This is a genomic window from Sphingobacterium hungaricum, assembly GCF_015210005.1.
GTDB lineage: Bacteria > Bacteroidota > Bacteroidia > Sphingobacteriales > Sphingobacteriaceae > Sphingobacterium > Sphingobacterium hungaricum.
In genome coordinates this window covers 1,608,695-1,635,366 of the sequence record NZ_MU158698.1, presented here as the reverse complement: position 1 = coordinate 1,635,366, position 26,672 = coordinate 1,608,695, and the positions used below count along the sequence as shown (strand labels likewise).

Below are 26,672 nucleotides of genomic sequence, written 5' to 3'. Positions count from 1 at the left end.
CATTATTGCACCATACGAATCTGATACAAATATTATTATGCTAAAATTTTTAAGTAAGTTATTTGGTAGTAAATCCGAAAGAGATATAAAGACTATTCAACCACTAGTTGCAAAGATTAAAGAAGCCTATGAGCAATTGGCTAATTTATCAAACGACGAACTTCGCGCGAAGACGAGTGAATTCAAACAGCGGATTGCCGATTACTTAGCCGATATAGATAAAGAGGTTGCTGATTTAAAAGCAAAAGCTGAAGGTGATGCGGTGGAGATGAGCGAGAAAACAGCAATTTATGACCAAGTCGATAAATTAGGAAAAGACCGCGATAAAAAATTAGAAGAAATCTTGTTGGAAATCTTGCCAGAAGCTTTTGCAGTTGTAAAAGACACGGCGAGAAGATTTACAGAAAACACAGAAATTGAAGTTACGGCTTCAGAGTTTGATAAAGACATTGCGGCGCGCAAAGAAAATGTGCAGATTCAAGGCGAAAAAGCGCTTTGGAAAAATTCATGGACCGCCGCTGGAACAGAGGTGACCTGGAACATGGTTCATTACGATGTGCAGTTAATCGGTGGTATCGTATTGCATCAAGGTAAAATTGCCGAGATGTCTACGGGTGAGGGTAAAACCTTAGTAGGAACTTTGCCGACTTATTTGAATGCATTATCTGGACAAGGTGTTCACATCGTTACGGTCAATGATTATTTGGCTCGTCGTGACTCGGAATGGAATGGTCCAATTTTCGAATTCCACGGGTTGAGCGTAGATTGTATCGACAAACATCAGCCAAATTCTCCACAACGTAGAAAAGCATATAAATCGGATATCGTTTACGGAACGAATAATGAATTCGGATTTGATTATTTGCGTGACAACATGACGCAAACACCAGATGCAATGGTACAGCGCAAATTACATTTTGCAATGATTGATGAGGTGGATTCGGTATTAATCGATGATGCGCGTACGCCATTGATTATTTCTGGCCCTATTCCAAAAGGAGACGAGCATGAGTTTTATCAATTGAAACCACGTATCGAACGTTTGGTGAATGCACAGAAAGCCTATGTAAATACGGTTTTAAATGAAGCGAAAAAAGCGTTAGCTGCAGGTGACACAGACCCAGAAAAAGGTGGTTTATCCCTATTCCGTGCTTACCGCGGTTTGCCAAAAAATAAAGCGTTAATCAAATTCTTAAGTGAAGGCGGAAACAGACAGATTCTTCAAAAAGTAGAGAACTTCTACATGTCTGAGCAAAACCGTCACATGCCTAAAGCGGATGCGGAATTGTATTTCGTGATTGACGAAAAAAACAATCAAGTTGAATTAGCTGAAAAAGGAATTGAATTAATCACAGCGTCTGGGGAAGACCCTAGTTTCTTTATCCTTCCGGATGTAGGAACGGAGATTGCTGATATTGAAAAATCAGAATTATCGTTAGAGGAGAAAGCTGCGAAGAAAGAAGAATTGTTGCGCGATTATTCGATTAAATCAGAACGTATTCACTCGATTAATCAATTATTGAAAGCGTATACGTTATTCGAGATTGATGACCAATACATTGTTGACGAAGGAAAAGTGAAAATCGTTGATGAGCAGACTGGCCGTATAATGGATGGTCGCCGTTATTCAGATGGTTTGCACCAAGCGATTGAGGCTAAAGAAAACGTGAAAGTAGAAGATGCAACGCAAACTTATGCGACCATTACTTTGCAAAACTACTTCCGTATGTACCACAAATTAGCGGGTATGACGGGTACAGCTTCAACTGAAGCTGGCGAGCTATGGGAAATCTATAAGTTGGATGTGGTAGAGATACCAACAAACCGTCCGGCTCAGCGCGATGACCGTCAGGATTTGATTTACCGTACGGCACGTGAGAAATACAATGCAGTAGCTCAAGAAATACAGATTTTAACAGAAGCAGGAAGACCAGTGTTGGTTGGTACGACTTCGGTAGAGATTTCGGAATTATTAAGCCGCATGTTGAAATTGCGCGGCATCAAACACAATGTGTTAAATGCGAAATTACACCAGAAAGAAGCGGATATCGTTGCTGAGGCGGGTAAAGCTGGTCAGGTAACGATTGCAACGAACATGGCTGGTCGTGGTACGGATATTAAATTGACGAAAGAAGTTATTGCTGCTGGCGGTTTGGCCATCATCGGTACCGAACGTCATGAGTCGCGCCGTGTAGACCGTCAGTTGAGAGGTCGTGCAGGTCGTCAAGGTGACCCAGGTTCATCTCAATTCTTCGTTTCATTAGAAGATAACTTGATGCGTTTGTTCGCTTCAGAGCGTATTTCTAACATCATGGTCAAAATGGGTGTGGAAGACGGCGAAGTGATGCAACACAGCATGTTGACTAAATCCATCGAACGTGCACAGCGCAAAGTGGAAGAAAATAACTTTGGAATCCGTAAACGTTTGTTAGAATACGATGATGTGATGAACTCACAGCGTAATGTAATCTACACAAAACGTAAAAATGCATTGTTCGGAGAGCGTTTAGACGTGGATTTGAACAACACGATTTTTGATGTTGTGGAAGACGTAGTGACGGAGGCAAAAGAAGCCGGTTCATACGAAGAGTTACAGATTGAAATTATTCGTTTGTTCACGGTGAACATCGATGTTACGCCAGAAGAGTACGCAAGCAATAACATTACGACCTTGGTTGATAAGATTTTTAACCAAGTGATGAACCATTACGACAAGAAAGCAGAAACGATTGCTTCTCAAACATTGCCTGTGTTAACCAACGTATTGGCAGAGCGCGGCGGAATGATTGAAAATGTTGTCGTTCCTTTTTCAGATGGTATCCGTGGCATACAAGTTGCGACAAATTTGAACAAGGCGGTCGAATCGCATGGTAAAGAAGTTTTCAAATCTTTTGAAAAAGGAATTGTTCTTGCTTTAATCGATGAGGCTTGGAAAGAGCATTTGCGTGAAATGGATGATTTGAAACAATCCGTTCAAAATGCGGTTTACGAACAAAAAGACCCAATCATTATTTATAAAATGGAGGCTTTTGAATTGTTCAAAACAATGTTGGCAAGCATGAACAAAGAGATTGTTGGATTCTTATTTAAAGGAGAAATTCCAGGACAGCAACAAGAACCTCAAAACATTAAAGCAGCTCGCGCAATTCCAGCTCAGCCTGCTCAAGTTAAAGCAACTAAAGCAGAATTAGTTTCTCCGACAGGGGTTTCTGAGGAAGACCAAGATACAAGAGAAAGACAAGTCACTCAGCCTATCCGTAAAGAAAAAACAGTTGGCAGAAACGACGAGTGTCCTTGTGGGTCGGGACTGAAATATAAAAATTGTCACGGTAAACTAGCATAACATGGTTAATAAAGGAATTCTTATCGGTATATTTTTCACGGGTATTGTCTTTTCAAGTCAAGCGCAAAGCGGACACGTGGAAGTTATCAAAGATTCTTTAATTACCTTATTGCAAGAATTCCGCGCGGACAATGACCTAAATCCAACGGCTTCACGAAGAATTAAAGTTGGAAGCGCGGTCAACAAAACAACCGGCAAAAGAGTCAAAGTAAAAGGATTCCGTGTTCAGATATTTTCTGGGCCAAATCGGAATGACGCATATGCTGCGCAAGCTAGATTCAAAAGCCAATATAAAAACATCGATAGTTACGTAAACTACGAAGAGCCCAATTACCGCGTAAAAGTTGGTGATTTCAGAGGACGCGATGAAGCGAATGACTTTATGCGCGTGTTAAGAAATCAATACAGCAACGTGTTTGTTTTTGTGGAAGATATCTGGGTTTACGAATAAATATACATCATGTCTGATTTAAAAGAGAGAGTTCAGGAATTAGCGAAATCGTTTTTTGAAGAAACGGTTGAAACCAGAAGGTTTCTGCATCAGCATCCTGAACTTTCTTTTCAAGAATATAACACCTCGGCCTTCGTTAAATCCGAATTGGATAAATTGGGCTTGCCCTATGAAAGCAAAGCCGACACCGGTGTTGTCGCTATTCTACAAGGTTCAAAACCATCTAATCAAGTCATTGCGCTTCGCGCAGACATGGATGCACTTCCAATTCAAGAAGTCGAAGGACGGAGCTATGGCTCCCAGAATCCGGGTGTGATGCATGCCTGTGGTCACGATGTGCATACATCGTCCTTATTGGGCGTAGCCAAGATATTGACTTCGCTGAAAAGCGAATTTGGGGGCACGATTAAATTTATTTTCCAGCCAGGAGAAGAACGCCTTCCAGGAGGAGCTTCTCTGATGATTAAAGAGGGCGTATTGCAAAATCCTGCACCATCTGGAATTATCGGACAGCACGTGATGCCTTTGATAGAAGCTGGAAAAGTAGGTTTCCGTTCAGGAAAATATATGGCTTCTTGCGACGAATTGTTTATGACGGTTCGAGGAAAAGGTGGCCATGCTGCGCAACCCCATCAAAATATCGACCCAATCGCCATTACGGCACAAATCATAACTGCATTGCAGCAGGTTGTCAGCCGTTTCGCTGACCCAAGAATACCAACAGTTCTTTCTTGGGGAAAAATCATCGGCAATGGCGCTACGAATATTATTCCGGATGAAGTCTATCTGGAAGGCACATTCCGTACGTTTGACGAAAAATGGCGTGCTGAGGCTCATGAAAAAATGACCAAGCTTGCTGTAGGGCTTGCTGAGAGCATGGGTGCAACTTGTGATTTCGAAGTTAGAAAAGGCTATCCTTTTTTAATCAATGAACCAAAAATAACCGAAGCCAGCAGAAGTTCGGCAATTGAATATCTTGGTGCAGAAAACGTCGTGGAGCTCGACCTTTGGCCAGCGGCCGAAGATTTTGCGTATTATTCTCAAGAAACGAACGCTTGTTTTTATCGTTTAGGAACAGGAAATGTGGCGCGAGGAATCACGTCTGCGGTTCATACACCGACCTTTGATGTCGAAGAAAAGTCTTTAAAGACAAGCATTGGGCTCATGGCTTACATCAGCTTAAAACAGCTAGAAAATAACTAATAGCGTATGTCTTCTCATCACATTGTTCGTGAAAATCAAGAGCCCGCCTTATTGATTCAAAATGTGCATTGCATCGATTCGGAGTCATTGGGCCAATTGCTGGAATGGAGTCCGACAATCGTTGCGAACGAAGATTCATATGAGATTTTGCAAGCACAAGGATTTAAAGTCGATTATGTTCTTTCAAACAATCAGCATCCTGCGTTTCAAGAGCATCTTCAATGGGAAATGCTGGCTACGGAAGATTTTATTGCGGAGGGAATTTCCCTGCTTTTAAAGAAAAATCATCTGGCTGTTAATATTTTGGCAAATGACTTAAATATCGAAAAGCTTCGTTATTTTGCAGAGCAAATGACCATTGTTTGGTTTCATCAGAACCTGAGAAGCACATTTATCCATTCAGGATTCGAAAAATGGAAACCAAAAGGCGAACGATTATTTTTGGAACAAAACATTGACAATCTATCGGTTAGTGGATTGATAGCTGACGATAATAATAGCTACAGTACCGAATCGGATGGATTTTATAAACTAAATTTTACAAACCTAAAGCCCGTTTTACTAACGGAAACCTTATGAATAATATCTTAATTCGAATTGCAACCGAAAAAGAATCAGCCATCGTCCAGACCATTGCGACAGCAAGTTACAATGTGGCTTATATAGACATTCTGTCAAGAAAACAAATAGATTTTATGCTCAAAAACCTGTATAGCATTGAAGAGATTCTTCGGCTAATGCGGAATGGACAGGATTTTTATTTGATTCTGGAAGAAAATAATACCAAAGGTTTTCTTGCTGTAGAAGAAAAAGAGAAAGGCGTATTGCGGATTGAAAAATTGTACCTATTGCCCGTGATGAAAGGAAAGGGGTATGGAAAATCATTGATTGATTTCGCTGAGAAAATCGCGAGAGAACGCAATTGTGCAAAACTTGAACTAAATGTCAATCGAGGAAACAATGCGCGATACTTTTATGAGAGACAAGGTTTTGTGATTACCGAAGAAGTCGATATTCCGCTGGATGAATTTATTCTTGATGATTACATTATGCAAAAAGAGCTCGTTTAAACGAGCTCTTTTTGCATACTATCTTTCCTTTTTAATCTTTCAGTTTCTCCACTCTTGAAGGCGTCTGAGTTCCATCGACGATTCCTTTTGCTCCAATTGCAATCGCTTCGATGCTAGACCTGATATTCTCAATATCCAATGTCTCAACTTCGTCTTTCACCGTATGGTAATAGGAGTCTTTGTCGATTTGCGATGTGGAAAACGTGTGTGCCGGAACACCAAGAGCGGCCAACACTGCATTATCCGAACGATAGAACAGGTTTTGTTGCGGATAAGGGTCAGCATGGAAGGTAAAGCTTGAACCCGTCAGATTTTCTTGCATCAATTTTCCTAGATTCGAATTTTCGTAACCGGTAATGTAAAGCGAGTTGGGGCCAAATTTTGAATCTTTCCCAATCATTTCAATATTAATCATCGCAACGACTTCGTCGGCGTTGATCTTATTGGAAAAATATTTGGAACCAAACATGCCAATTTCTTCAGCCGTAAAAGCAACAAAAATTAACGTGCGCTCATTCTGATTGAGTTTTTTATAGTAGTTTGCTAAAGCAATAACGGCCGTCGTTCCCGATGCGTCATCGTCTGCACCGTTGGCAATCGAGTCTTGGTCTACCGCATTTAGGATTCCGATATGGTCGTAATGTGCTGAAAACACAACATATTCATTGGGTTTAGATTTCCCAGGAAGCACTGCCGCCACATTGAATAATGGGAATTCTTCCGTTTTATTGACAGCGTTGATTGCGTATTCCGTTGGCTTTTCATTCGCCACTAAAAATACTTTTGTTGGAGATTTCGCCGCTTGTTGTTCTTTCGTTAGGATGTTTTCACGCGAATATATTTTTTTGAAACGTGCCAACAAAGGTTGGAATGAAGAATCAACGAGAACAACCGCATCTCCTTGATTGGTTCGCATGATTGCTCGAAAAGCCTGCGAAAAATCTTCTTCTTTCGAAATCTTGAGTACTTGAACTGCCGATTTTTCAGACCAATTGATTTCGGGCTGGTTCCCAATAATCAAAAACTGGTCGTCGTTTAATTTTTGTGCATTGATTGTTACAGACTGTGTACCTGCGGAAAGTTTGTTGACATAAAATGTTTGCCTATAATTATCTTCGGCATAAGGTTTTAATCCAATTTCTTTAAATTCGGAAGCGATAAAATCAGCCGCTTTTTCAATATCTTTTGAAAGCGATGCCCTACCGCGCATGTCGTCAGCGGCAAGCGTCTCCAAAATGCGAGTAAGGTCTTTCACATCCATTGTTGCCGTGGATGTTTGTGCCATTAGCAAATTACTAGCCGAGATAAACGTAAGCATAACGGCTGTTAGCAATACGTAAGAAAGGCGAAGGTTTTTAGTCTTAAAATACATGAAAGCAAATTAAGAAAATTAATTCATTCTGGTTTAAAGAGCCCGTTAAATTATTATATTTGATAAAATTATACAATATGAGAGAGATAACTGTTCAAGATTTAAAATCAATGATTGACCGCAATGAGGAGTTTCAGCTTATTGATGTCCGTGAGCCCTTTGAATACGAAGTTTCAAATTTAAACGGCGATAATATTCCTTTGTCTGGTGTTGTAATTGAATCAGATAAAATTTCAAAAGATATTCCGGTAGTTGTTCAATGCCGCAGCGGAAAACGCAGTGCGCAAGCTATCATGTTATTGGAACAAGAAGGATTTACCAATCTTTCGAATCTAAAAGGCGGTATCTTAGCTTGGAAAGAAGAGCTTGACCCAGAATTGGATGTCTATTAAGATTTATGGATAAAATTGAAGACCGCCTGAAAAGGCGGTCTTTTTTTTGTCCTTAAAATTGGACTTATCCAAGCGAGCTGGATTCGTTTTTTGCTTCGCAATGCGAAGGCTTTTCTGCAACATCACGTAACTGAAATCTAGTTTTCGATTTGAATAAATAACTGATAAAAATGCAGGAGTATTTAAGTTAATAATTCAAGAATCAAGACGTTTTATTTCCATTTTCCCAACAAACAGATGGTATCGTAAACAAATGATTAAAAATAGGTTATCGCTGTAAATGTCTTGTAGAATGCTCTTATAAATCCTTAACTTTATTCGTGTAAATAAAACTAATTCATTTATAAACTATGTCTAATCATATGGCAGAACAGTACAGTTTTTTTAAGGGCGTAGAACGCAGTTTCGATAAAGCTGCGAAATTTACCAGATTCTCAAAAGGGATTTTAGACCAAATTAAAGCCTGCAATTCAATTCTTCAAGTAAAATTTCCTGTTCGCATTGGCGAAAATATTGAAGTTATTGAGGCGTATCGCGTACAGCACTCGCATCACAAATTGCCTTGCAAAGGAGGTATCCGTTTTAGCATGGAAGTGAACCAGGATGAAGTGATGGCTTTGGCCGCATTAATGACCTACAAATGCGCGATTGTGAATGTGCCTTTCGGCGGAGGAAAGGGTGGGATTAAAATTGATTCGAAAAAATATTCCGCTTTCGAATTGGAGAAAATCACGAGAAGATATACTTCTGAACTGGTTAAGAAGAACTTTATCGGTCCTGGAATTGATGTTCCTGCGCCAGATTATGGTACAGGTTCTCGTGAAATGAGCTGGATTGTGGATACTTATTCATCCCTAAATCCGAATGATTTAAATGCTCAGGCTTGTGTGACCGGAAAACCTGTTTCTCAAGGCGGCGTTCGCGGACGCACCGAGGCTACTGGCTTAGGTGTGTTTTTTGGTATTCGCGAAGCTTGTTCTTTCGAAGAAGACATGCAAAAATTGGGATTGACGACGGGTATCGTTGGCAAGAAAGTCATTGTTCAAGGATTGGGAAATGTAGGATACCATGCGGCTAATTATTTTCAGCAAGCTGGGGCTATTTTGGTTGGATTGATTGAATTCGACGGAGCAATCTATAAGGAAAACGGATTAGATGTCAATCTTGTTCAAGCACACAGAAAGAGCTCCGGAACAATTTTGAACTATCCGGATGCAATTAGCTACAAAAGTGCCTCAGAGGGCTTAGAGTTGCCTTGTGACATCTTGATTCCTGCGGCTTTAGAGGCAGTCATCCATAAAGACAATGCTGAGCGCATCCAAGCAAAAATAATTGGAGAAGCGGCAAACGGACCGCTAACACCTGATGCGGACGAAATTCTGAATAAAAAGGGCGTATTGGTTATTCCAGATATGTATTTAAATGCAGGCGGGGTAACGGTATCCTATTTCGAATGGTTGAAAAACTTAAGCCATGTTCGCTACGGCCGTCTGGAAAAAAGATTTAGCGAAAACATGTATGCCGAAGTTGTTGGCATGGTGGAATCCATGACAAATAAAAAAGTCTCCGAACTGGAACGCAAAGTAATTCTCCGCGGTCCGGATGAAATTGATTTAGTGCACTCCGGATTGGAAGATACGATGATTGGCTCCTACCAAGAAATTCGCCAAGTGTTCAAAGAGACGGCCGATGTAGAAGACATGCGGACTGCCGCATTTATCTGCGCCATCAACAAAATCGGAGTTTCTTACGAAGAATTAGGCATTTTCCCATAATAAACATCCTAAACATTTGGTTAACTTTGTTGGATGAAAAATCTTCAGAACCAAACTAAACAAGCATTTTTGTTTAGTTTGGGTTTTTACGCATTGGCATTGCTGCTGATTGCCCTTCGAGTTTCATTTGCGCCCATTATGTTTAGTATCGCGCTTTTAGTGTCGATGATTTGGGTAATTTTGGTCATTCGCGAGGTGCTCTTATCGCCGAAGCTTCAACAGACGGAAAAGATGTTGATTGTGTTTTTTGTAATTTTGCTGAATATTTTCGCTGGGATAGCCTATTTTTACTTGATTCGAAAATCGGTCGTATCCAATAATCAAAAAAGATGACAAAGAAATTTATACTTAACTTATTAATCAACTTAGGAATCGTCTTTTTGATTCTGAGCGGAGTGGCGGCTTACAACAGTGGAAACATGTTGATTTTAGGAGCTTCGATTGCTTTTATGGTCGTGCTAATCTATTTGAAAGTGGTTTTGTTGAAAATGGTGAACAAGGAAGTTCGTCAGCAAAATCAGCCCAAAGAGCCAATAAAGCAAAAACAGACGAAGAAATAATCCAATAGCTATTAAACAAGAAAAGACTCCATGGAGTCTTTTCTTATTTAATGTTTATTTTACAAAAGGAGGTTTTTTAACGACCGCTTTTACTTTTTGATTTCTGATGGAGATGTAAATTTCTACGCCTTCCTTAGCGAAAGGAGGGCTTACGTATCCAAGGCCAATTGATTTTTTCAATGTTGGAGATTGTGTTCCTGAAGTTACACGTCCAATCACATTGTCATCAGCATCAACGATTGGATAATCGTGTCTCGCAATTCCGCGGTCAATCATTTCGAAACCGACTAATTTTTCTTTGACGCCGTTTTCTTTCTCCAATTTTAGGTTTTCAGAATTCACGAAATCTTTAGTGAATTTGGTCACCCAGCCTAATCCTGCGGCCAAAGGCGATGTTTCATCATCGATATCATTTCCATAAAGACAGAATCCCATTTCCAGGCGCAAGGTATCGCGCGCACCTAAACCAATTGGCTTAATATTGAATGCCGCACCTGCTTCAAAAATAGCGTCCCAAACTTTCTGTGCATCTTTATTTGCCACATAGATTTCGAAGCCACCAGCTCCAGTGTATCCTGTTGCAGAAACTAATACGTTCTCAATGCCCGCAAAAACACCTTTTTCAAAAGTGTAATATTCCATTGAAGCCAATTCGATATCCGTCAATGACTGCAATGCTTCAGCTGCTTTTGGCCCTTGCACCGCAAATAAAGATGTTTCGTCCGAAATGTTTTTCATCTCAACGCCATCAACATTATACTTGCTAATCCAATTCCAGTCTTTTTCGATATTGGATGCATTAACAACTAAAAAATAAGTTTCATCGTCAATTTTGTACGTCAGAAAATCATCAACAATTCCACCTGTTTCATTGGGAATGTAAGCGTACTGCACTTTTCCAGCATACAGTTTAGACACATCATTTGATGAAATCTTCTGCAACAAATCCAATGCTTTTTCACCTTTGATGATAAATTCGCCCATGTGGCTCACGTCAAAAACGCCGACACCGGTACGGACCGTTTCGTGTTCGTCATTGATTCCAGAATATTGAACAGGCATGGAGAAACCAGCAAATGGAACCATTTTAGCTCCCAAAGCGATGTGATGATCAGTTATTGCGGTGTTTTTTATCATGTGAATTGTCTTGATTTAATTTGATAGCAAAGCTAATTAAAAAACGAAGAATTGCGAAAGCAGAATGCTGTTAAAGAACAGATTATTTTGGAAGCGTAAGTTTGTAAATGTGGCTTTCATCCGTATCTGAATCACTATCCTCGCAAAGCAAAAAGCTTATCTTTTCGTTATCCTCCTTGTATACGGTTAAACCTTCAAACTTATGCGTTTCCGAAATGACTTGCGTAAATTCTATTTTCTTCGTCTCGAAATCCATTCGTCCGATTAAAGTGCCTTTGACCTCACCATCCAGGTAGTTGGAAGCAACGTCTTCCGCTGTGGCCAGAAAGTAGATTTTATGCTCAACACGAACGGCATCTGTAAATCCGCTAGCCACGTTTTGAATCTTCGGAAGTTCGATTTGCGTAAATGATGTCGTATCTTCAGTCGTACTTATTGAGAAAATTCCGTTTTGATTTTGTGGCCCGTTTCCTCGATTAAACAATAAAATGCTATGGTCAGCAAAGCAAGCGCCTTCAATATTGAAATTATACTGATCAACAGCATACGTATTCTGCAGATTATTGAAGATTTCTGAAAAATCAACTGGATCCGTTTTCGCAGAACTTGGACTGTACCTCACGGCAATATTTCGTTTTGCTGTGGAGCCCGAACCAAAAACATACAAATCCTTCCCGTCGGAACTAATGGATTCAAAATCTTTCTTTTCTGATTTTTTGATGTTTTCTCCAGGCGAGTCTGCAATAAGCAATTCTTTTTTAAGCGATTGATTCTCGACGGAATATTCATACAGATAATTGCTATTGTCCGAAATGACGTAGATTTTGGAATCTTGATAGATTAATCCGGAAGCGGCACCAATGCCTTTGATGGTTAAAAACAGATCTAAGATGAACTCTTTCATAAAGATAAATTTAGCAAGTTTAGAACGCGTGCGAATTCAGGCTGTACTTGGCTTTCAATTGAAATTTCTTGTTTCGATACAGGATGAATAAAGTTTAAAGATTTAGCATGCAAGAGCATGGTGTCCATCTCGAAAGTTTCTTTCCAAAATTTGTTTTGCTTGTTGCATCCGTGTGGGCGGTCGCCAATAATGGGATGAAAAATATGCGCAAAATGTTTTCGGATCTGATGCATCCTTCCTGTTACTGGATTTGCTTCCACCAGCGAATAGCGCGAGGTCGGATGTTTTCCAAAAGGAATATCCAGTTCCGATTGCCCTAGAATGCTGAAGTAAGTCTGCGCTTCTTGTTCCGTCCCATTTTCTTTTTTCAAAGGATAATCGATTAACTTCTGGTCAGGTACAAATCCTCTCAAGACAGCGATGTATTTCTTATCGATTTTTTGATTTGCAAAATCCTGCTGTATCAAGCTGTCCATTTCTTTGTTTTTTGAGAACAAAAGGATGCCGCCAGTTTTTCGGTCTAATCGGTGCGCAGGATATACTTTTTGGCCGATCTGGTCGCGAAGAAGCTGTAATGCAAATTCTTTGGCATCGCCTGCGATAGAAGTTCTGTGAACCAGCAAACCGTGCGGCTTGTTGATGGCTACCAAATCTTCATCTTCATAAAGGAGCTCTAGCATTAAATATTTTTTATAACAGCAATAATTTCGTCCGCTTTCTCGTCAATTTTTTTGCTCAGCCAAATGTGATTAAAAGCTCCTACTCCGATGACAGTTTCTTTGCCCTGCCAAGCGATGCTCGTCAATGAAAAGAAATAATAATTTTTTACCCGAACACTATTTTGCATAAACTGGTCAATCAGATTATCGCCGAAAAGCGTCATTCCGAAATCTATCGCATCTTGGTTTTTATAGTCCAATTGTTTTTTCAAAATCTCTTTTGCTTTATCGCGCACAGCAGCTTCATGCTCTTCCTCTTTTGGATTAGTGAGAAATGCGGCGATGCATAGGATTAGTGCGAGAATCGCAAATATTCGTTTCTTACTCATAAAATCAAAAATAGCGCATAATTTTTAACTATGCGCTATTCATTTATAAATTTCAATTTTTAAAAAAGCCATTCAAAAAACCAAACAGTCAACAGCCAGAAGGAATAAATGATCAAGAGACTGACGACAATAATAATGGCCGCAATCGTTAATAAAATTCCTTTGGCGCTCCCTTGATTTTTTCCTTCGAAATAATGAGCTTTTAGCAGTGCAACATTTCTTTTATTTGCTTTGAAGAAAAAATCGCCGCCCAAACCAATAATGGGAATTGAGCTAATGCATAAATCAGTCAGTACGTTCAAACCCATTTTGACAGCGGCTTTTGAACTTACGCCATGCCGAAACATGACCAGAACCAGCAAAAATGAAATTCCAAAGCCGACTATTTGTCCCACAATCGGGAAAAAGTTTAACAACGGGTCAAGGCCAAAGGAGAAATTGCCGATTTTGAACTGGCTGTCCATCAACCTGGACGCTTGTTCTATGCGAACAAAATCGCTCTTTAATTTCTCCTGAGGAACTAAGCTGTTGTTTGTAATCTGCATTATAATAATTCAAAAACACCATCGACATTGCAAGTCAATTTGATGGGCTTGATGTCAATGTTTAAACTTTCGTCAGCAACAGCACCTTCGGCACTCGCAGTTTTTGCGAAGCTCATCATTCTTGGCTGTGGCAAGTAATCATTAAAGTTAAAATTGCTATTGTCGCTAATCACTAATGCTTTTCCAACTTTTTGTCCATCCGCAGTCGCTAAAATATCAGCGTTGATACGCGCATCTTTCACGGCTTCTGTTTTCAATTCTTTTTCAATCTGTTTTTTCTGAGAATGATCATATCCAGAAATCGATGTGCTTTCCATACCTTTTGCATCGACATTGTCAAACAAGGTATTCAACTTGCTTAAATCTGTAATTTTTATGCGGTACTGTCTAGCCTGCAATAATTCTTGAGATTTTTTCTTTGTTTCGTAATTGTAGCTGTAAATGTTTTGGATCGTAAAATCCTCTTTTTTCACACCATTGCTGATCGCAGCATTGTATAATTGTTTTTCTAAATCTTCAATTGTGATTTTTTTCTTTGTATTCCCATCCAAAAAATATTCTTTTAAAGAAATAGACAAATAAATGATATCTGGAGTTACTTCTTTTTCAGCGTAACCTTTTGTTGAGACTTTTCTGCTATAATCCACGGCATTTGTTTGAGCGTTTGTAAGTAAGATTGTTCCTAATACTAGAGCAAGGGTTAAAAAATTTTTCATACGTTTTGTTTTATTCAATTTTTAAAAAGTTACAATGGCAAAAACTTGACCATTTTTTGTATAAACCGATAGACTTATGAAATTAATTTTCGTTTAATGAATGTTAAAATTATTTTAAAACGTTTAAAAAATTATTAATACCTTTAGGGAAACAATACAATTAATACAATGCAAGAAGGAGTAGTAAAATTTTTTAATGAGTCCAAAGGTTTCGGATTCATTGTTCCTAACTCTGGCGAGAGTGAAATTTTTGTTCACGTTTCTGGATTAGTAGACAAAATTCGTGAGAACGACAACGTTTCTTACGAAGTAGAACAAGGTCGTAAAGGACTTAACGCGGTAAATGTAAAAGTTATCTAATAAGATTATAAGATATATTTATTGTGAAAAATATCGATCCCTCAAAAGGGTCGATATTTTTTATTTAAAGAGCTCTTCTAAAACATATAGCGACTTAACTTCCCCAAAGTTTTCGGTATGCAGTTTATAAAAATCGATTATCTTCTCCAACAAATAAATCCGGTCATCGTGTGAGATTTTTATGGATGCCATTTGCTCGAAATCCACAGAAATTAATTGCAGAAAGAATTCCGAATAGGGCTGATGCAACACATGCGTATGCGAAGGAATTTGCTGTGTGAAAACACCTTCGAACAAATCGAAATAGGCAACTTTGTTCGTAGCTTTTGTCGGTTCGAAACCTAAGTACCTGCTCAACTTTAAAAGAAAAACAAGGTGAAAATTGCCCAAGGGAGATTTGCTTTGGTCTAGCCAAAGGATGGATCTGTACAAAAATTGAAATAATTGAGGGTCCGAATTTTGGTGTCTCAATACTTTGTACAAAATTTCATTGAGAAATATCGCCAACGAACTTTTCACAATATCCATCGGAATTTCCCGCAAAAGCGGGGTCTGTTGAGCCTCCTTAATACGCTGTAAATTGGAATTGTCTTTATAATACACGACCATTTCCACAAGATGCAAGGGTTGCAACATGTTGATGTGGATTTTGGCCTTTGGCTTTTTTGCTCCATTGATTAAGTAAGATTGCAGGCCAAATTTTTCTGTATAGATCTGGCTAACGATACTATTTTCTGAATAATTCGTGTTTTTTAATGCAATGCCTGTAGTTTTGTGAAGCATAGAACAAAGATAGAATAAGGAATTTAGCTTCTGCATAAATTTCTGCAGGACCGCGAAATTGTGAATTGTGGAAAACTATTTGGTTTTTCAGAGTTCATTAAATGGAAATATTTCACTTAAATTTGTTGTTTCTACCCTCCGAAAAATAATTTATTAAAATTATTCCTTTCAATCTTTGGTTTTCACAAAAGAAATATAGATATTTGCACACTCTTTACAAAAAGAGAATTAATAGAGAACACATTAAAAATCAAAATATCATGTCAAGAATTTGTGATTTAACAGGTAAAGCGGCATTAAGGGGAAATAACGTTTCTCACTCGAATGTAAAAACAAAACGTAAATTCTACCCGAACTTACACACAAAACGTTTTTATATTCCTGAGGAAGATCGTTGGATTACGTTGAAAGTATCTGCATCTGCAATCAAAACGATTAATAAAAACGGTATCACTGCTGTAATCAATAAATTTGTCCAAAACGGAAAAATTTAATCAGCCAGCACTGTTTATTTAGAATAAGATCTTCAATATAATACGATCCTTAGGGATCACAATAAAGTAAAACAATGGCTAAAAAAGGAAATAGAGTACAAGTTATCTTAGAGTGTACTGAGCACAAAGAAAGTGGTCTTCCGGGAATGTCTCGTTATATCACGACAAAAAACAAAAAGAACACAACAGAGCGTTTGGAGTTGAAAAAATTCAACCCAGTTTTGAGAAAAGTTACTGTTCACAAAGAAATTAAGTAATTAATTTGTTGTTAGTCATTTGATTGGCAACTAAAAAATAACATACCATGGCAAAGAAATCGGTCGCATCATTACAAAAAGGTGGTGGTAAAGAATACACAAAAGTAATCATTACTACTAAATCTGTAAAAACTGGAGCTTATACTTTCAAAGAAAGTATGGTACACAATGATAAGGTTAAAGACATTGTAGCTGAAGCTTCTAAATAAGCTAACACCTTACATTCTAAGGTTTTCCTTTTAAGAATTTACAATTAGCCGTTTTGGTATGCTCCAAAAGGGCTTTTTTAGTATAGTGTATTTCAGTATATTTGGCTCAATTTTTAGGACTAAGCTAAGCAAAACGTAATCATCAATGGGTTTATTTGATTTCTTCAAGAAAAAACAGGAAACTCCAGAGGCTCAAGAAGCGCTGGACAAGGGTTTAGAAAAAACGAAAGACGGGTTCTTCTCGAAAATAACCAAAGCTGTCGTTGGTAAATCTACGATTGATGATGATGTTCTGGATAATTTAGAAGAAGTTTTGGTGACCTCGGATGTTGGTGTGCAGACAACGCTGAAAATCGTTGATCGTATCCAAAAGCGTGTTGCTCGCGACAAATATGTCAGTACCGATGAGCTGAATGGATTACTAAAAGATGAAATCCAAGACTTATTAGCTGAAAACAATAGTTCTGATTTTGAACATTTTGAATACGGAAACCAAAAACCGTATGTCATTATGGTCGTTGGCGTGAATGGTGTTGGTAAGACGACAACCATTGGAAAATTAGCCCATCAATTAAAAGAAGCAGGAAATAAAGTTGTTTTGGGCGCTGCGGATACATTCCGCGCAGCGGCAGTTGACCAGATTCAATTATGGGGTGAGCGTGTCGGCGTGCGCGTGGTGGCTCAGCCAATGGGTTCCGACCCAGCTTCCGTAGCTTTTGACACCGTAAAATCTGCTGTCGCGAATGGCGATGATGTGGCGATAATCGATACCGCAGGTCGTCTTCACAATAAGGTTGGCTTGATGAATGAATTGAGCAAAATCAAAATGGTGATGCAGAAAGTAATTCCAGATGCACCTCATGAGATTTTATTGGTTCTGGATGCGTCTACTGGGCAAAATGCAATCGAGCAATGTACCCAATTTACGCAAGCGACGGATGTGAATGCGCTGGCACTGACTAAGTTAGATGGAACAGCAAAGGGCGGAGTCGTGATTGGTATTTCAGACCAATTCAAAATTCCAGTAAAATACATAGGCGTAGGCGAAAAAATCGGCGACCTACAGTTATTTAACAAAAAAGATTTCGTGGATTCACTGTTCAAGTAATCCATAGTTTATAATGAGAACAAAACAGATAAAGGTTTCGCAAACTGCGATTAAACCGCGCGTGAATGTAGTGACATTAGGTTGTTCGAAAAATATTCATGACAGCGAAGTGTTGATGGGACAATTGAAGGGAAACCTGATTGATGTTGTTCATGAATCTTCAAATATTCAGGAAAACGATATCGTCGTAATCAATACTTGCGGGTTTATTGATAATGCAAAACAAGAATCCATTGATACGATACTTCAGTTTTCTGAATTAAAGGAGCAGGGAAAAATTAATAAAGTAATTGTTACCGGATGTTTGTCGGAACGTTACAAACCCGAACTGCAAGCAGAAATCAGCAATGTGGACGCGTATTTCGGAACAAATGACTTACCCGATTTATTATCTTCTATCGGCGCAAATTACCGACATGAGTTATTGGGCGAGCGCCTGTTGACCACTCCTTCACACTTTTCTTATTTTAAAATTGCTGAAGGTTGTAACCGTCCTTGTTCGTTCTGTGCGATTCCATTGATGCGCGGAAAGCATGTGTCAAAATCCATCGATGATTTAGTGAAGGAAGCCAAATTCTTAGCTTCAAATGGCACGAAAGAATTGATTCTTATCGCCCAGGATTTAACCTACTACGGTTTGGATATCTACGGAAAGCGGAATTTAGGCGATTTGCTTCGCCATCTTTCTGATGTGGAAGGCATCGATTGGATTCGTCTTCAATACGCTTACCCGTCTGGATTTCCAATGGATATTTTGGATGCGATGAATGAGCGTTCAAATATCTGTAACTATTTGGACATGCCTTTGCAACACATTACAGACAACATGTTGCATTCGATGCGTCGAGGCATCAATAAGCAAAAGACAATTGATTTAGTCAATAAAATCAGAGATAAAGTGCCTAATATTGCTTTGCGCACGACATTGATTTGTGGTTATCCGGGAGAAACAGAGCGTGATTTTGAAGAAATGATGAACTGGGTCGAGGATACACGTTTTGACCGTTTGGGCTGTTTTACTTATTCTCATGAAGAAAAGACGCATGCATTTGATTTGATTGACGATGTTCCTGAAGAGGTAAAAGAATCCAGAGTTGAGCAGATTATGGAAATCCAGCAGGGCATTTCGTATGAAATCAACCAAGAGAAAATCGGACAAACGTATAAAGTTTTAGTTGACAAATTGGATGGCGATTACTTCGTCGGCCGAACAGAATTTGATTCTCCAGAAGTGGATAATGAAGTATTAATCGATGGGAAAAATACTTATGCTAGGATAGGTGACTTTGTACAAGTGAAAATTGACCGTGCGGAAGATTTCGATTTGTACGGTTCAATCGTTTCGTAAAAACATAATTTTCTTAAGCCAACAGTTAAAAACTTAGCGTGAGTTTTAAATTGTTGGCTTTTTTGTGCGCTTATTTTATTTCTTTTACCCTCAAAAATTTCCGCTTTTATACAAATTATGTCAATTAAATAATATAAAATGCGCTTCCTATTTTTCTTTTTGTAAAAATCCGTATTTTGTTGGCTTCTTAACAGCATAACATTATTGGATTGTAAATGAAAGCTTCCTACATTGAATACAGCGACACGCAGAGTTTCTCGAAAACTCTTTTAGCCTATTTATCAAAAAATGAGGAACTAAAAGCTTTCTACGGTAATTTTCCTGATTTAGAAGGGTTTAAGAAGCAAATCGAGCTAAAGCAGGATTTTCAATACCGCCATATCTTGGTTCAAGAACTTCAGCGACAATACGAATCAATTTCTTCAGCTTCTGAAACCGTAGCGAATAATATCGCTTCGCTGAATGATTCAAAAACATTTACGGTCACGACAGGCCATCAATTAAACATTTTCACTGGACCGCTCTATTTTATTTTTAAAATCGTGACGGCGATTCGTTTGTCGCAAGACTTAAAGCAAGCGTTTCCTGAATACAATTTCGTTCCTGTTTATTGGATGGCGACCGAAGACCACGATTTCGAAGAAATAAACAATACCAAAGTTTACGGAAAGAAAATTGTTTGGGATGTTCCTGCGCAATCGGCTACGGGTCGGATGTCCACAACGACAATGGAACAAGTTGTCAAGCAATATTGTTCAATGCTGGGCTTGTCTGACAATTCTAGCAAGCTGACAGAATTGGTTGAAAATGCCTATTTAAAGGACCGGAATTTAGCTGACGGAACGCGTGAATTAGCGCATGCCTTGTTTCAAGAATATGGCTTGCTCGTTATCGATGCGGATAAACCAAACCTGAAAAAGCTCTTTGCACCGATTATCAAGCAAGATATTCTCGAAGAGAAAAGTTTTCAGGCGATTGATAAAACGTCAGAAGAACTGGAAGAAAGAGGATTTTCTACACAAGTACATTCTCGAGAAATCAACTTTTTTTATTTAACTTACGAATTTAGGGAGCGCATTGTAAAACTAGATGATGGACGCTACGAGATTCTTCATCAGCAAATTTATTTTACAGAAGAAGAACTGCTCAACGAAATTGCGGAGCATCCAGAACGTTTTAGTCCGAATGTCGTTATGCGTCCTTTGTACGAAGAACTTATTCTTCCGAATTTGGCTTATATCGGTGGCGGGGCAGAAATCGTTTATTGGTTGCAGTTGAAACGGAATTTTGAACAATATCAAATCCCATTCCCCATTCTTGTCCCTCGAAATTCTGCAATGATTACCGACGACCAAACTGCGGGAAAGGTTTTTCGCTTGGATTTGACATTTAAAAGCGTCTTTAAGCCATTGAACACCTTAAAGAATGATTACGTCAAACGACATACGAAGCATCGCTTAAACCTTCGGGATGAGTGGATGGAATTGAATTCGATTTTTGGTAAGATAAAATTGCGAGCCCATAAAATTGACCCAAGTTTAGGCCCGAGTACGGATGCTGTAAAAGCTCGCTTGAAAAAAGCCATCAATAACTTGGAGAAAAAATTGCTGAAAGCCGACAAGAAAAATCATGAAGATGCCTTAGTGCAGATTGAACGGTTGAAGGATAGATTATTTCCGGGAGGAGGACTGCAAGAGCGTTCCGAAAATTTTGCAACTTTATACATTAAGTACGGGGATGAGTTTATTCCGGAATTGGTGAAGCATTTTAATCCGCTGGATTTTAAATTTAGTATCCTGTATTAATGAAAAGCAACCCATCCATAGCCTACGCTGAAAGTAATTTTTATAAATATTATGTCGAAAAGGGCGGTTTATCCGATGAACAATTTAAGCAGTTAGAACCTTATTTTGAATTCAAGGAAGTTCCGCATAACAGTTATATTTTACGTCAAGGAGAAATCTGCCATCATACTTTTTTTGTGGAAAGCGGTTTGTTGCAGGCGTTTACTTTAGATGAAAAAGGGGGTGAGCACATCATTCAATTTGCACCCGAAAATTGGATTATTGCCGACCGTTCAAGCCTGTATTTTAATGAGCCTTCGGATTATTTTATAAAAGCCATTGAACCGACAATTGTCGTGTATTTGAAAAAAGAGTTTGCGGAAGAAGCGACGAAGATAAGCACGAGTTTCGCTTGCTTTAACGACACCTCATTGCAACGCAACATCTATTTCCAACAGAAAAGAATCCATTCCTTGCTTGCGATGACAGCCAAAGAGCGCTATCTTTCTTTTATGGAGATGTATCCCAATCTGATTTTGCGTGTCCCGCAATGGATGATTGCCTCCTATTTAGGCATTACGCCTGAAAGCTTAAGCCGTGTCCGGAAGGAAATCGTGAGCGAACGGCAGAAGAAATAAATCAAAAGATTTCAGCCATCATGCACCTTGCCGAACCTCCGCCACAAGTTTCGATGGTTTCAAGTGGCGAATGAATGATTTTACCATACTTTTCTAGTTGTTGCAATTGATTCGGATGAAAGGACTGATAAGCTTGGCTACTCATCACAATGACGGGCGAATTGTCTGAAGATTTTACCTCCAAAATATTTCCTGCAAACTGCGAAACCTGTTCTTCGGAAATGATTATTATTTCTTTCTGTTCTTCCCTTAAGGATTCCAAGACTAAATTTTGATGCTGAATGTTATCAATGGAATCCAAACAAATCACAGCGAATGACTGTCCGATGGAGAGCATCACGTTTGTGTGGTAAATGGGCATGCGCAATTCGCCAACAGTTTGAAATGCTTCGAAAATAATCGGTTGATAATCGAAATCCAGGCAAAATTGATGAACGAGCTCTGCACTTGCGCGCGGTGAAATCGAACAATAGGCTTTTTTGTGAACCCGGTCGAGAATTAAACAGCCTGTTCCTTCAAGAAATGCGCGTTGGTCTTCAAATGAGCTATAATCCAGCCATTCGATGTGCTCTTGATTCTCGCCGAGCAAATACGCTTTAATCAGATTTCTTTCCAGTCGTCGATTTTCAGCAAACATAGGATAAAAGACCAGCTTATCCTGATGAAAAGAAATCACATTGTTGGGGAAAATACTGTCTGGAGTATCAAGCTCCAGATTGTCCTGTAAAACAAGTGTTTGGATTCCATTGCCCTGCAAAACAGCGACAAAATCATCAAATTCTTTTACTGCCTGCTCCGCAATTTCTTTGGCGGAACTATCTTCCAAATCTTGCTGATAATAATTATTTACGACCGTTTCTTCATTTTTCCTAAAACGGAACGGCCTGACCAATAAAATCCGATTAGTGGTTTGCATAGCACATTATTCACGAATTAAGGGGAAGGTTGAACAGCGCAACAAGCCTTCTTGCTTACCGATTTCGTGGTATGGAATTTCTTCCACAAAGAAACCTTGCGCTCTTAACCAAGTATTTAGACGGTGAAAATTTCGTTCCGAAACAATCACTTCAGGGCTGATGGAAAACACATTTGAATACATCGCATACATTTCCTCTGCTGTAATGTGAAACAAGTTTTTCTCACCGAAAATCTCCACCAAATAATAGTAATCTTCTGATTCGACGAACCCATCTTTGTAAATAATGGCTTTGTCTTTTCCGATAGGCTGAAAACAGCAATCCAGGTGCAAGGCATTTTCGCGTGCGTTTGTCATGGATTTAAACAAATCGAAATCCTGAATGATTTTATGCGGAAACGATTTCTTGATGAAATCTACGCCCGCCTGATTTGTCCGGGCTGTATTGATGGAAGAATAATCGTTGCCTTTATAAGTTCCGATAAAAATATAATCGTTCCATAAAATAACATCTCCACCTTCGATATGTGCATCTTCTGGGGGAATCAGAATATCATTCGGATTGATTTCGTCCAAAACATATTCTATCGCTTCCCATTCATCGGCACGGTCCGGCAAAATATTGCCTTTGATTAGCTTATTTTCAATAACAAAACCAATGTCACGTGTGAATATTTGGTTGCAATCACGCATAATTTCTGGACGAATGACACCAACATCATATTTTTTCAGCACTTTTTCGAAAGCCAACATTTCATTAACCATATCCTGTTCTTTCGGATAAGTTCCTTTCTGAATGTGTTCCAATGACTTTGGGTCATACGCTTCCCATTCAGTTGGCGTGGGGCCGTTGCTTACCGCTGTTCCCAAAATAACTGTGCGCAGCCTATCGGTTTCATTTTTTACATGAAGATTTAGCATAGATTGTGTTTATAATCGCGAAATGCAAATTACAAAATTTGGAACGTATAACCTTAAAAATTTCTAAATAAATTAGGCCGGAAATGGATTTGAAAAATTAAAATTTCAAAAAATAAGTCTATTTCTTGAAAGGATTTCATTAATGGCAAAAATACTGCGCATAAAGTTTTCTAAAAATTCGTGTAATTATATTCTTAAAAAAGCCACACAACCGATTGTGTGATTTCTTAGAATAAAATTGGGATTTGATGCGTAAGATTTTGACGTATTAATCGTATCTTTGCAGTCTCAAAATGATGGGATTGCATTACGCGCATCGAGTATCATGATTGTGCGTTTATAGGCTTCACTATCAAAATTTTAAGTGTAGAAATGAGCAACGTAAATTACCAAGAAAAATTTGAAAATCGCCACATTGGCCCAAATGCCGATGGAACAGAGGATATGTTGACCTATTTAGGTCTAAATTCTTTGGATGAATTAATTGACCAAACGGTTCCCGAGCAGATTCGTTTGAAAAAATCGTTGCGCCTTCCGAAAGCATTGAGCGAAACGGCTTACTTGCAAAAAATAAAAGAGGTTGCCGACAAAAACAAAGTCTACAAATCGTTTATCGGACAGGGGTACAACAACGCGATTCTTCCAGGAGTTATTCAGCGCAATGTGTTTGAAAATCCAGGATGGTACACGCAGTACACGCCTTACCAAGCCGAAATAGCGCAAGGACGTTTGCAGGCCTTATTAAATTTTCAAACGGTAGTTTCTGATTTTACAGGATTGGAAATCGCAAACGCATCACTTTTAGACGAAGCGACTGCTGCGGCCGAAGGAATGTTTATGCTTTACAGCGCTCGTAAAAATAAAGATGCGCAGGTTTTCTTGGTAACTCCGAACGTTTATCCTCAAACATTGGACGTGTTGCGCACAAGGGCTTTGTCTTTTGGCATTGAAATTCGCGTAGCGGATATCAATGAAGGAAACTTAAGCGACGATGTTTTCGCGGTATTTATACAATATCCTGCTGCCGACGGTACGGTTTCAGATTATAAAACTTTCGCCGATGCAGCGCATGCACAGGGAATAACAATCTGTGTGGCTACAGATTTGCTTTCTTTGGCTTTGTTGACGCCTCCAGGCGAATGGGGAGCTGACGTTGTTGTTGGTAACTCACAGCGTTTTGGTGTCCCAATGGGATTTGGTGGACCTCACGCAGCATTTTTTGCAACAAAAGATGCATTCAAACGGAACATTCCGGGACGTATTATCGGTGTAACCGTTGACGCAAACGGAGACTACGCATTGCGTATGGCTTTGCAGACGCGCGAACAGCATATCCGCCGCGATAAAGCATCTTCAAATATCTGTACGGCTCAGGCACTTTTGGCGATTATGGCATCTTTTTATGCTGTCTACCACGGGCCAAAAGGAATCAGAAAGATTGCTAGCCGTGTTCACGACCTAACGGTTGTTTTAGACCAAGCGCTTCAGACTTTAGGATACAAACAGTTGAATAAAGCTTATTTTGATACGCTTCGCATAGAAGTTGGCGCTCAAGTCGGAACGCTTAAAGGCGAGGCTTTGGATCATGATTTTAATTTCTTTTACGAGAATGACGTCGTTGGAATTTCAGTCGATGAAACGACAACATTTGAAGATATTCAGACTATTGCTAAGATTTTCGCTAAAGTTCAAGGCGTATCGGTAACGGAAGTTGATTTTGATGAATTGGCGAATGGTCAACTCGAAGTTATCCCTTCTGATTTACAACGCACCAGCGACTATTTAACGCATCCAGTTTTCAATACGCACCATTCTGAAACGGAGATGTTGCGCTATATCAAATCCTTGGAAAGCAAAGATTTATCTTTGTGCCATTCGATGATTCCTTTGGGGTCATGTACAATGAAATTGAACGCTACATCCGAAATGGTTCCGGTAACTTGGGCGAATTTTGGGTCTTTGCATCCATTCGCGCCAGCGGACCAAACATTAGGTTACATGCATTTGATTCATGAATTAAATGATTGGTTATCGGAAATTACAGGCTTTGCCAAAATGAGTTTTCAGCCTAATTCTGGCGCTCAAGGTGAATATGCTGGATTAATGGTGATTCGTGCTTACCACGAAAGCCGTGGCGACAGCAACCGAAATATCTGTTTGATTCCAGCTTCTGCACACGGAACAAATCCAGCTTCGGCTTCGATGGCTGGATTAAAAGTTGTCGTTGTCAAATGTGATGAGCGCGGAAATATTGATGTAGAAGATTTACGTGCAAAAGCTACGGAACACGCAGAAAATTTAAACTCATTGATGGTTACGTATCCTTCAACACACGGTGTGTTTGAAGAACCGATTATTGAAATCTGCCAAATCGTTCACGAGCATGGCGGTCAAGTATATATGGATGGTGCGAACATGAATGCGCAAGTTGGTTTAACTAGTCCAGGATTTATTGGCGCTGATGTTTGCCACTTGAATCTGCACAAGACGTTCTGTATTCCTCACGGCGGTGGTGGTCCAGGTATGGGTCCTATCGGTGTTGCGGAGCATTTAGTACCATTTTTACCGAATCATGAAGTTGTTGAAATTTCAGGAGAACAAGGGATTTCAGCTGTTTCTGCTGCGCCATTTGGTTCTGCTTCCATCTTGGTGATTTCTCACGCATATATTGCTATGATGGGAGCTGATGGATTGACAAATGCAACAAAATTGGCAATTCTAAATGCAAACTACATCAAAGCACGGTTAGAACAACATTATCCAGTTTTATATGCTGGCGCGAATGGACATTGTGCACACGAGATGATTTTGGATTGCCGTTCATTCAAAAACTTTGGAATCGAAGTTTCTGATATTGCGAAGCGATTGATGGACTATGGTTTCCATGCGCCGACGGTTTCTTTCCCAGTAGCAGGGACATTAATGGTTGAGCCAACTGAATCAGAATCAAAACCAGAATTAGACCGTTTCTGCGATGCATTGGTTGCTATCCGTCAGGAAATCGCGGCGGTAGAAAATGGAGAAGCTGATGCAAAAGACAATGTTTTGAAGCATGCGCCTCACACGGCTGAAGTTGTTACTTCTGATGATTGGAACAGGCCTTATAGCCGTCAAACAGCTGCTTATCCTATTGCATATTTGAAAGCCAATAAATTCTGGCCTTCTGTAGGCCGTGTCAACGATTCGCAAGGTGACAGACAATTGATTTGTTCTTGTCCTCCAATTGAGGAATACGCAGAAGCATAAGACTTTTTTATAATGAATACCAAATCCCATTTCTAAAAGAATGGGATTTTTTTGTTTTGGGATGTTGCAGGGATAGAGTAGACGAACGAAAA

Annotated in this window: 28 protein-coding genes; 18 read left to right on the top strand and 10 right to left on the bottom strand. The window is 39.3% G+C overall.

The features are described 5' to 3' along the window. The first annotated feature begins 37 nt into the window (after window positions 1–37). From secA to C4F49_RS10255, 5 genes are read left to right on the top strand one after another with little or no spacing between them, the layout of a single operon-like run. Window positions 38–3,343: a preprotein translocase subunit SecA gene (gene secA, locus C4F49_RS10275; protein WP_196935761.1), complete on the top strand. Its 3,306-nt coding sequence runs from the start codon at window positions 38–40 to the stop codon at window positions 3,341–3,343. Between the two features lies 1 nt (window position 3,344). Next, window positions 3,345–3,794, top strand: a complete 450-nt coding sequence (locus C4F49_RS10270) for an SPOR domain-containing protein (RefSeq protein ID WP_196935760.1) — start codon at window positions 3,345–3,347, stop codon at window positions 3,792–3,794. Window positions 3,795–3,803: 9 nt separating this feature from the next. Further along, on the top strand, window positions 3,804–4,997 hold the full coding sequence (locus C4F49_RS10265) for a M20 metallopeptidase family protein (RefSeq protein ID WP_196935759.1): 1,194 nt from the start codon (window positions 3,804–3,806) through the stop codon (window positions 4,995–4,997). A gap of 6 nt (window positions 4,998–5,003) precedes the next feature. Next, complete coding sequence (locus C4F49_RS10260) at window positions 5,004–5,576, top strand: thiamine pyrophosphokinase (RefSeq protein WP_196935758.1); 573 nt, start codon at window positions 5,004–5,006, stop codon at window positions 5,574–5,576. Then, window positions 5,573–6,067 carry a GNAT family N-acetyltransferase gene (locus tag C4F49_RS10255; RefSeq protein ID WP_196935757.1) on the top strand — a complete coding sequence of 165 codons (495 nt, stop codon included), beginning with the start codon at window positions 5,573–5,575 and terminating at the stop codon, window positions 6,065–6,067. The genes C4F49_RS10260 and C4F49_RS10255 overlap by 4 nt, the downstream gene beginning before the upstream one ends. Before the next feature lie 31 nt (window positions 6,068–6,098). Here the strand turns inward: C4F49_RS10255 and C4F49_RS10250 are convergent, their stop codons facing one another. Continuing rightward, entirely contained in the window at window positions 6,099–7,352 is a 1,254-nt protein-coding gene (locus C4F49_RS10250) for a M28 family metallopeptidase (protein ID WP_231388270.1), read from the bottom strand. Between the two features lie 164 nt (window positions 7,353–7,516). Here C4F49_RS10250 and C4F49_RS10245 point away from each other — a divergent pair, with 164 nt between their 5' ends. The 4 genes from C4F49_RS10245 (at window position 7,517) to C4F49_RS10230 (ending at window position 10,166) form a co-directional block, all read left to right on the top strand. After that, complete coding sequence (locus C4F49_RS10245; RefSeq protein ID WP_196935756.1) at window positions 7,517–7,831, top strand: rhodanese-like domain-containing protein; 315 nt, start codon at window positions 7,517–7,519, stop codon at window positions 7,829–7,831. 350 nt (window positions 7,832–8,181) lie between these two features. Beyond that, complete coding sequence (locus tag C4F49_RS10240; RefSeq protein WP_196935755.1) at window positions 8,182–9,606, top strand: Glu/Leu/Phe/Val family dehydrogenase; 1,425 nt, start codon at window positions 8,182–8,184, stop codon at window positions 9,604–9,606. Window positions 9,607–9,639: 33 nt separating this feature from the next. Then, window positions 9,640–9,939 carry a hypothetical protein gene (locus tag C4F49_RS10235; protein ID WP_196935754.1) on the top strand — a complete coding sequence of 100 codons (300 nt, stop codon included), beginning with the start codon at window positions 9,640–9,642 and terminating at the stop codon, window positions 9,937–9,939. After that, window positions 9,936–10,166 carry a DUF6358 family protein gene (locus C4F49_RS10230; protein WP_196935753.1) on the top strand — a complete coding sequence of 77 codons (231 nt, stop codon included), beginning with the start codon at window positions 9,936–9,938 and terminating at the stop codon, window positions 10,164–10,166. Before C4F49_RS10235 ends, C4F49_RS10230 begins: the two co-directional genes overlap by 4 nt. A 54-nt stretch (window positions 10,167–10,220) precedes the next feature. On the opposite strand, the gene gcvT is transcribed toward C4F49_RS10230, so the two are convergent. From gcvT to C4F49_RS10200, 6 genes are all read right to left on the bottom strand, one after another. Beyond that, window positions 10,221–11,300 (bottom strand): glycine cleavage system aminomethyltransferase GcvT, encoded by a 1,080-nt coding sequence (gcvT, locus tag C4F49_RS10225; RefSeq protein WP_196937252.1) that lies wholly within the window; start codon window positions 11,298–11,300, stop codon window positions 10,221–10,223. An 85-nt stretch (window positions 11,301–11,385) separates the two neighbouring features. Beyond that, window positions 11,386–12,207, bottom strand: coding sequence for a DUF6929 family protein (locus tag C4F49_RS10220; protein ID WP_196935752.1), 822 nt, complete (start codon window positions 12,205–12,207; stop codon window positions 11,386–11,388). After that, complete coding sequence (locus tag C4F49_RS10215; RefSeq protein WP_196935751.1) at window positions 12,204–12,887, bottom strand: pseudouridine synthase; 684 nt, start codon at window positions 12,885–12,887, stop codon at window positions 12,204–12,206. Before C4F49_RS10215 ends, C4F49_RS10220 begins: the two co-directional genes overlap by 4 nt. Continuing rightward, window positions 12,887–13,255, bottom strand: a complete 369-nt coding sequence (locus C4F49_RS10210) for a DUF4359 domain-containing protein (RefSeq protein ID WP_196935750.1) — start codon at window positions 13,253–13,255, stop codon at window positions 12,887–12,889. The genes C4F49_RS10215 and C4F49_RS10210 overlap by 1 nt, the downstream gene beginning before the upstream one ends. 59 nt (window positions 13,256–13,314) lie before the next feature. Beyond that, entirely contained in the window at window positions 13,315–13,800 is a 486-nt protein-coding gene (locus tag C4F49_RS10205) for a DUF4112 domain-containing protein (RefSeq protein WP_196935749.1), read from the bottom strand. Further along, a complete protein-coding gene (locus C4F49_RS10200; RefSeq protein ID WP_196935748.1) occupies window positions 13,800–14,516 on the bottom strand; it encodes an SIMPL domain-containing protein in 717 nt (238 codons plus the stop codon). Before C4F49_RS10200 ends, C4F49_RS10205 begins: the two co-directional genes overlap by 1 nt. A 168-nt stretch (window positions 14,517–14,684) precedes the next feature. Here C4F49_RS10200 and C4F49_RS10195 point away from each other — a divergent pair, with 168 nt between their 5' ends. Further along, window positions 14,685–14,876 (top strand): cold-shock protein, encoded by a 192-nt coding sequence (locus tag C4F49_RS10195; protein WP_196935747.1) that lies wholly within the window; start codon window positions 14,685–14,687, stop codon window positions 14,874–14,876. 60 nt (window positions 14,877–14,936) lie between these two features. On the opposite strand, the gene recO is transcribed toward C4F49_RS10195, so the two are convergent. After that, complete coding sequence (gene recO, locus C4F49_RS10190; protein ID WP_196935746.1) at window positions 14,937–15,659, bottom strand: DNA repair protein RecO; 723 nt, start codon at window positions 15,657–15,659, stop codon at window positions 14,937–14,939. Window positions 15,660–15,919: 260 nt separating this feature from the next. Here recO and rpmB point away from each other — a divergent pair, with 260 nt between their 5' ends. The 7 genes from rpmB to C4F49_RS10155 all read left to right on the top strand — a co-directional run bounded on the left by rpmB (window position 15,920) and on the right by C4F49_RS10155 (window position 21,497). Continuing rightward, window positions 15,920–16,153: a 50S ribosomal protein L28 gene (gene rpmB / locus C4F49_RS10185; protein ID WP_196935745.1), complete on the top strand. Its 234-nt coding sequence runs from the start codon at window positions 15,920–15,922 to the stop codon at window positions 16,151–16,153. Between the two features lie 74 nt (window positions 16,154–16,227). After that, window positions 16,228–16,410: a 50S ribosomal protein L33 gene (gene rpmG / locus C4F49_RS10180; RefSeq protein WP_002998409.1), complete on the top strand. Its 183-nt coding sequence runs from the start codon at window positions 16,228–16,230 to the stop codon at window positions 16,408–16,410. Window positions 16,411–16,457: 47 nt separating this feature from the next. Beyond that, window positions 16,458–16,619 (top strand): DUF4295 domain-containing protein, encoded by a 162-nt coding sequence (locus tag C4F49_RS10175; RefSeq protein WP_196935744.1) that lies wholly within the window; start codon window positions 16,458–16,460, stop codon window positions 16,617–16,619. 145 nt (window positions 16,620–16,764) lie between these two features. Beyond that, window positions 16,765–17,727, top strand: coding sequence for a signal recognition particle-docking protein FtsY (gene ftsY, locus C4F49_RS10170; RefSeq protein WP_196935743.1), 963 nt, complete (start codon window positions 16,765–16,767; stop codon window positions 17,725–17,727). Between the two features lie 13 nt (window positions 17,728–17,740). Then, window positions 17,741–19,075, top strand: coding sequence for a 30S ribosomal protein S12 methylthiotransferase RimO (gene rimO, locus C4F49_RS10165; RefSeq protein ID WP_196935742.1), 1,335 nt, complete (start codon window positions 17,741–17,743; stop codon window positions 19,073–19,075). A 215-nt stretch (window positions 19,076–19,290) separates the two neighbouring features. Next, on the top strand, window positions 19,291–20,880 hold the full coding sequence (gene bshC, locus C4F49_RS10160) for a bacillithiol biosynthesis cysteine-adding enzyme BshC (RefSeq protein ID WP_196935741.1): 1,590 nt from the start codon (window positions 19,291–19,293) through the stop codon (window positions 20,878–20,880). Further along, on the top strand, window positions 20,880–21,497 hold the full coding sequence (locus C4F49_RS10155; protein ID WP_196935740.1) for a Crp/Fnr family transcriptional regulator: 618 nt from the start codon (window positions 20,880–20,882) through the stop codon (window positions 21,495–21,497). The genes bshC and C4F49_RS10155 overlap by 1 nt, the downstream gene beginning before the upstream one ends. A gap of 1 nt (window position 21,498) precedes the next feature. Here C4F49_RS10155 and ctlX read toward each other — a convergent pair whose 3' ends face one another. Beyond that, complete coding sequence (ctlX, locus tag C4F49_RS10150; RefSeq protein WP_196935739.1) at window positions 21,499–22,413, bottom strand: citrulline utilization hydrolase CtlX; 915 nt, start codon at window positions 22,411–22,413, stop codon at window positions 21,499–21,501. A gap of 6 nt (window positions 22,414–22,419) precedes the next feature. After that, a complete protein-coding gene (locus C4F49_RS10145; protein WP_196935738.1) occupies window positions 22,420–23,334 on the bottom strand; it encodes a dimethylarginine dimethylaminohydrolase family protein in 915 nt (304 codons plus the stop codon). Between the two features lie 372 nt (window positions 23,335–23,706). Between C4F49_RS10145 and gcvP the strand changes: the two genes are divergently transcribed. Then, window positions 23,707–26,580, top strand: coding sequence for an aminomethyl-transferring glycine dehydrogenase (gene gcvP / locus C4F49_RS10140; protein ID WP_196935737.1), 2,874 nt, complete (start codon window positions 23,707–23,709; stop codon window positions 26,578–26,580). The last annotated feature ends 92 nt before the right edge of the window (window positions 26,581–26,672 follow it).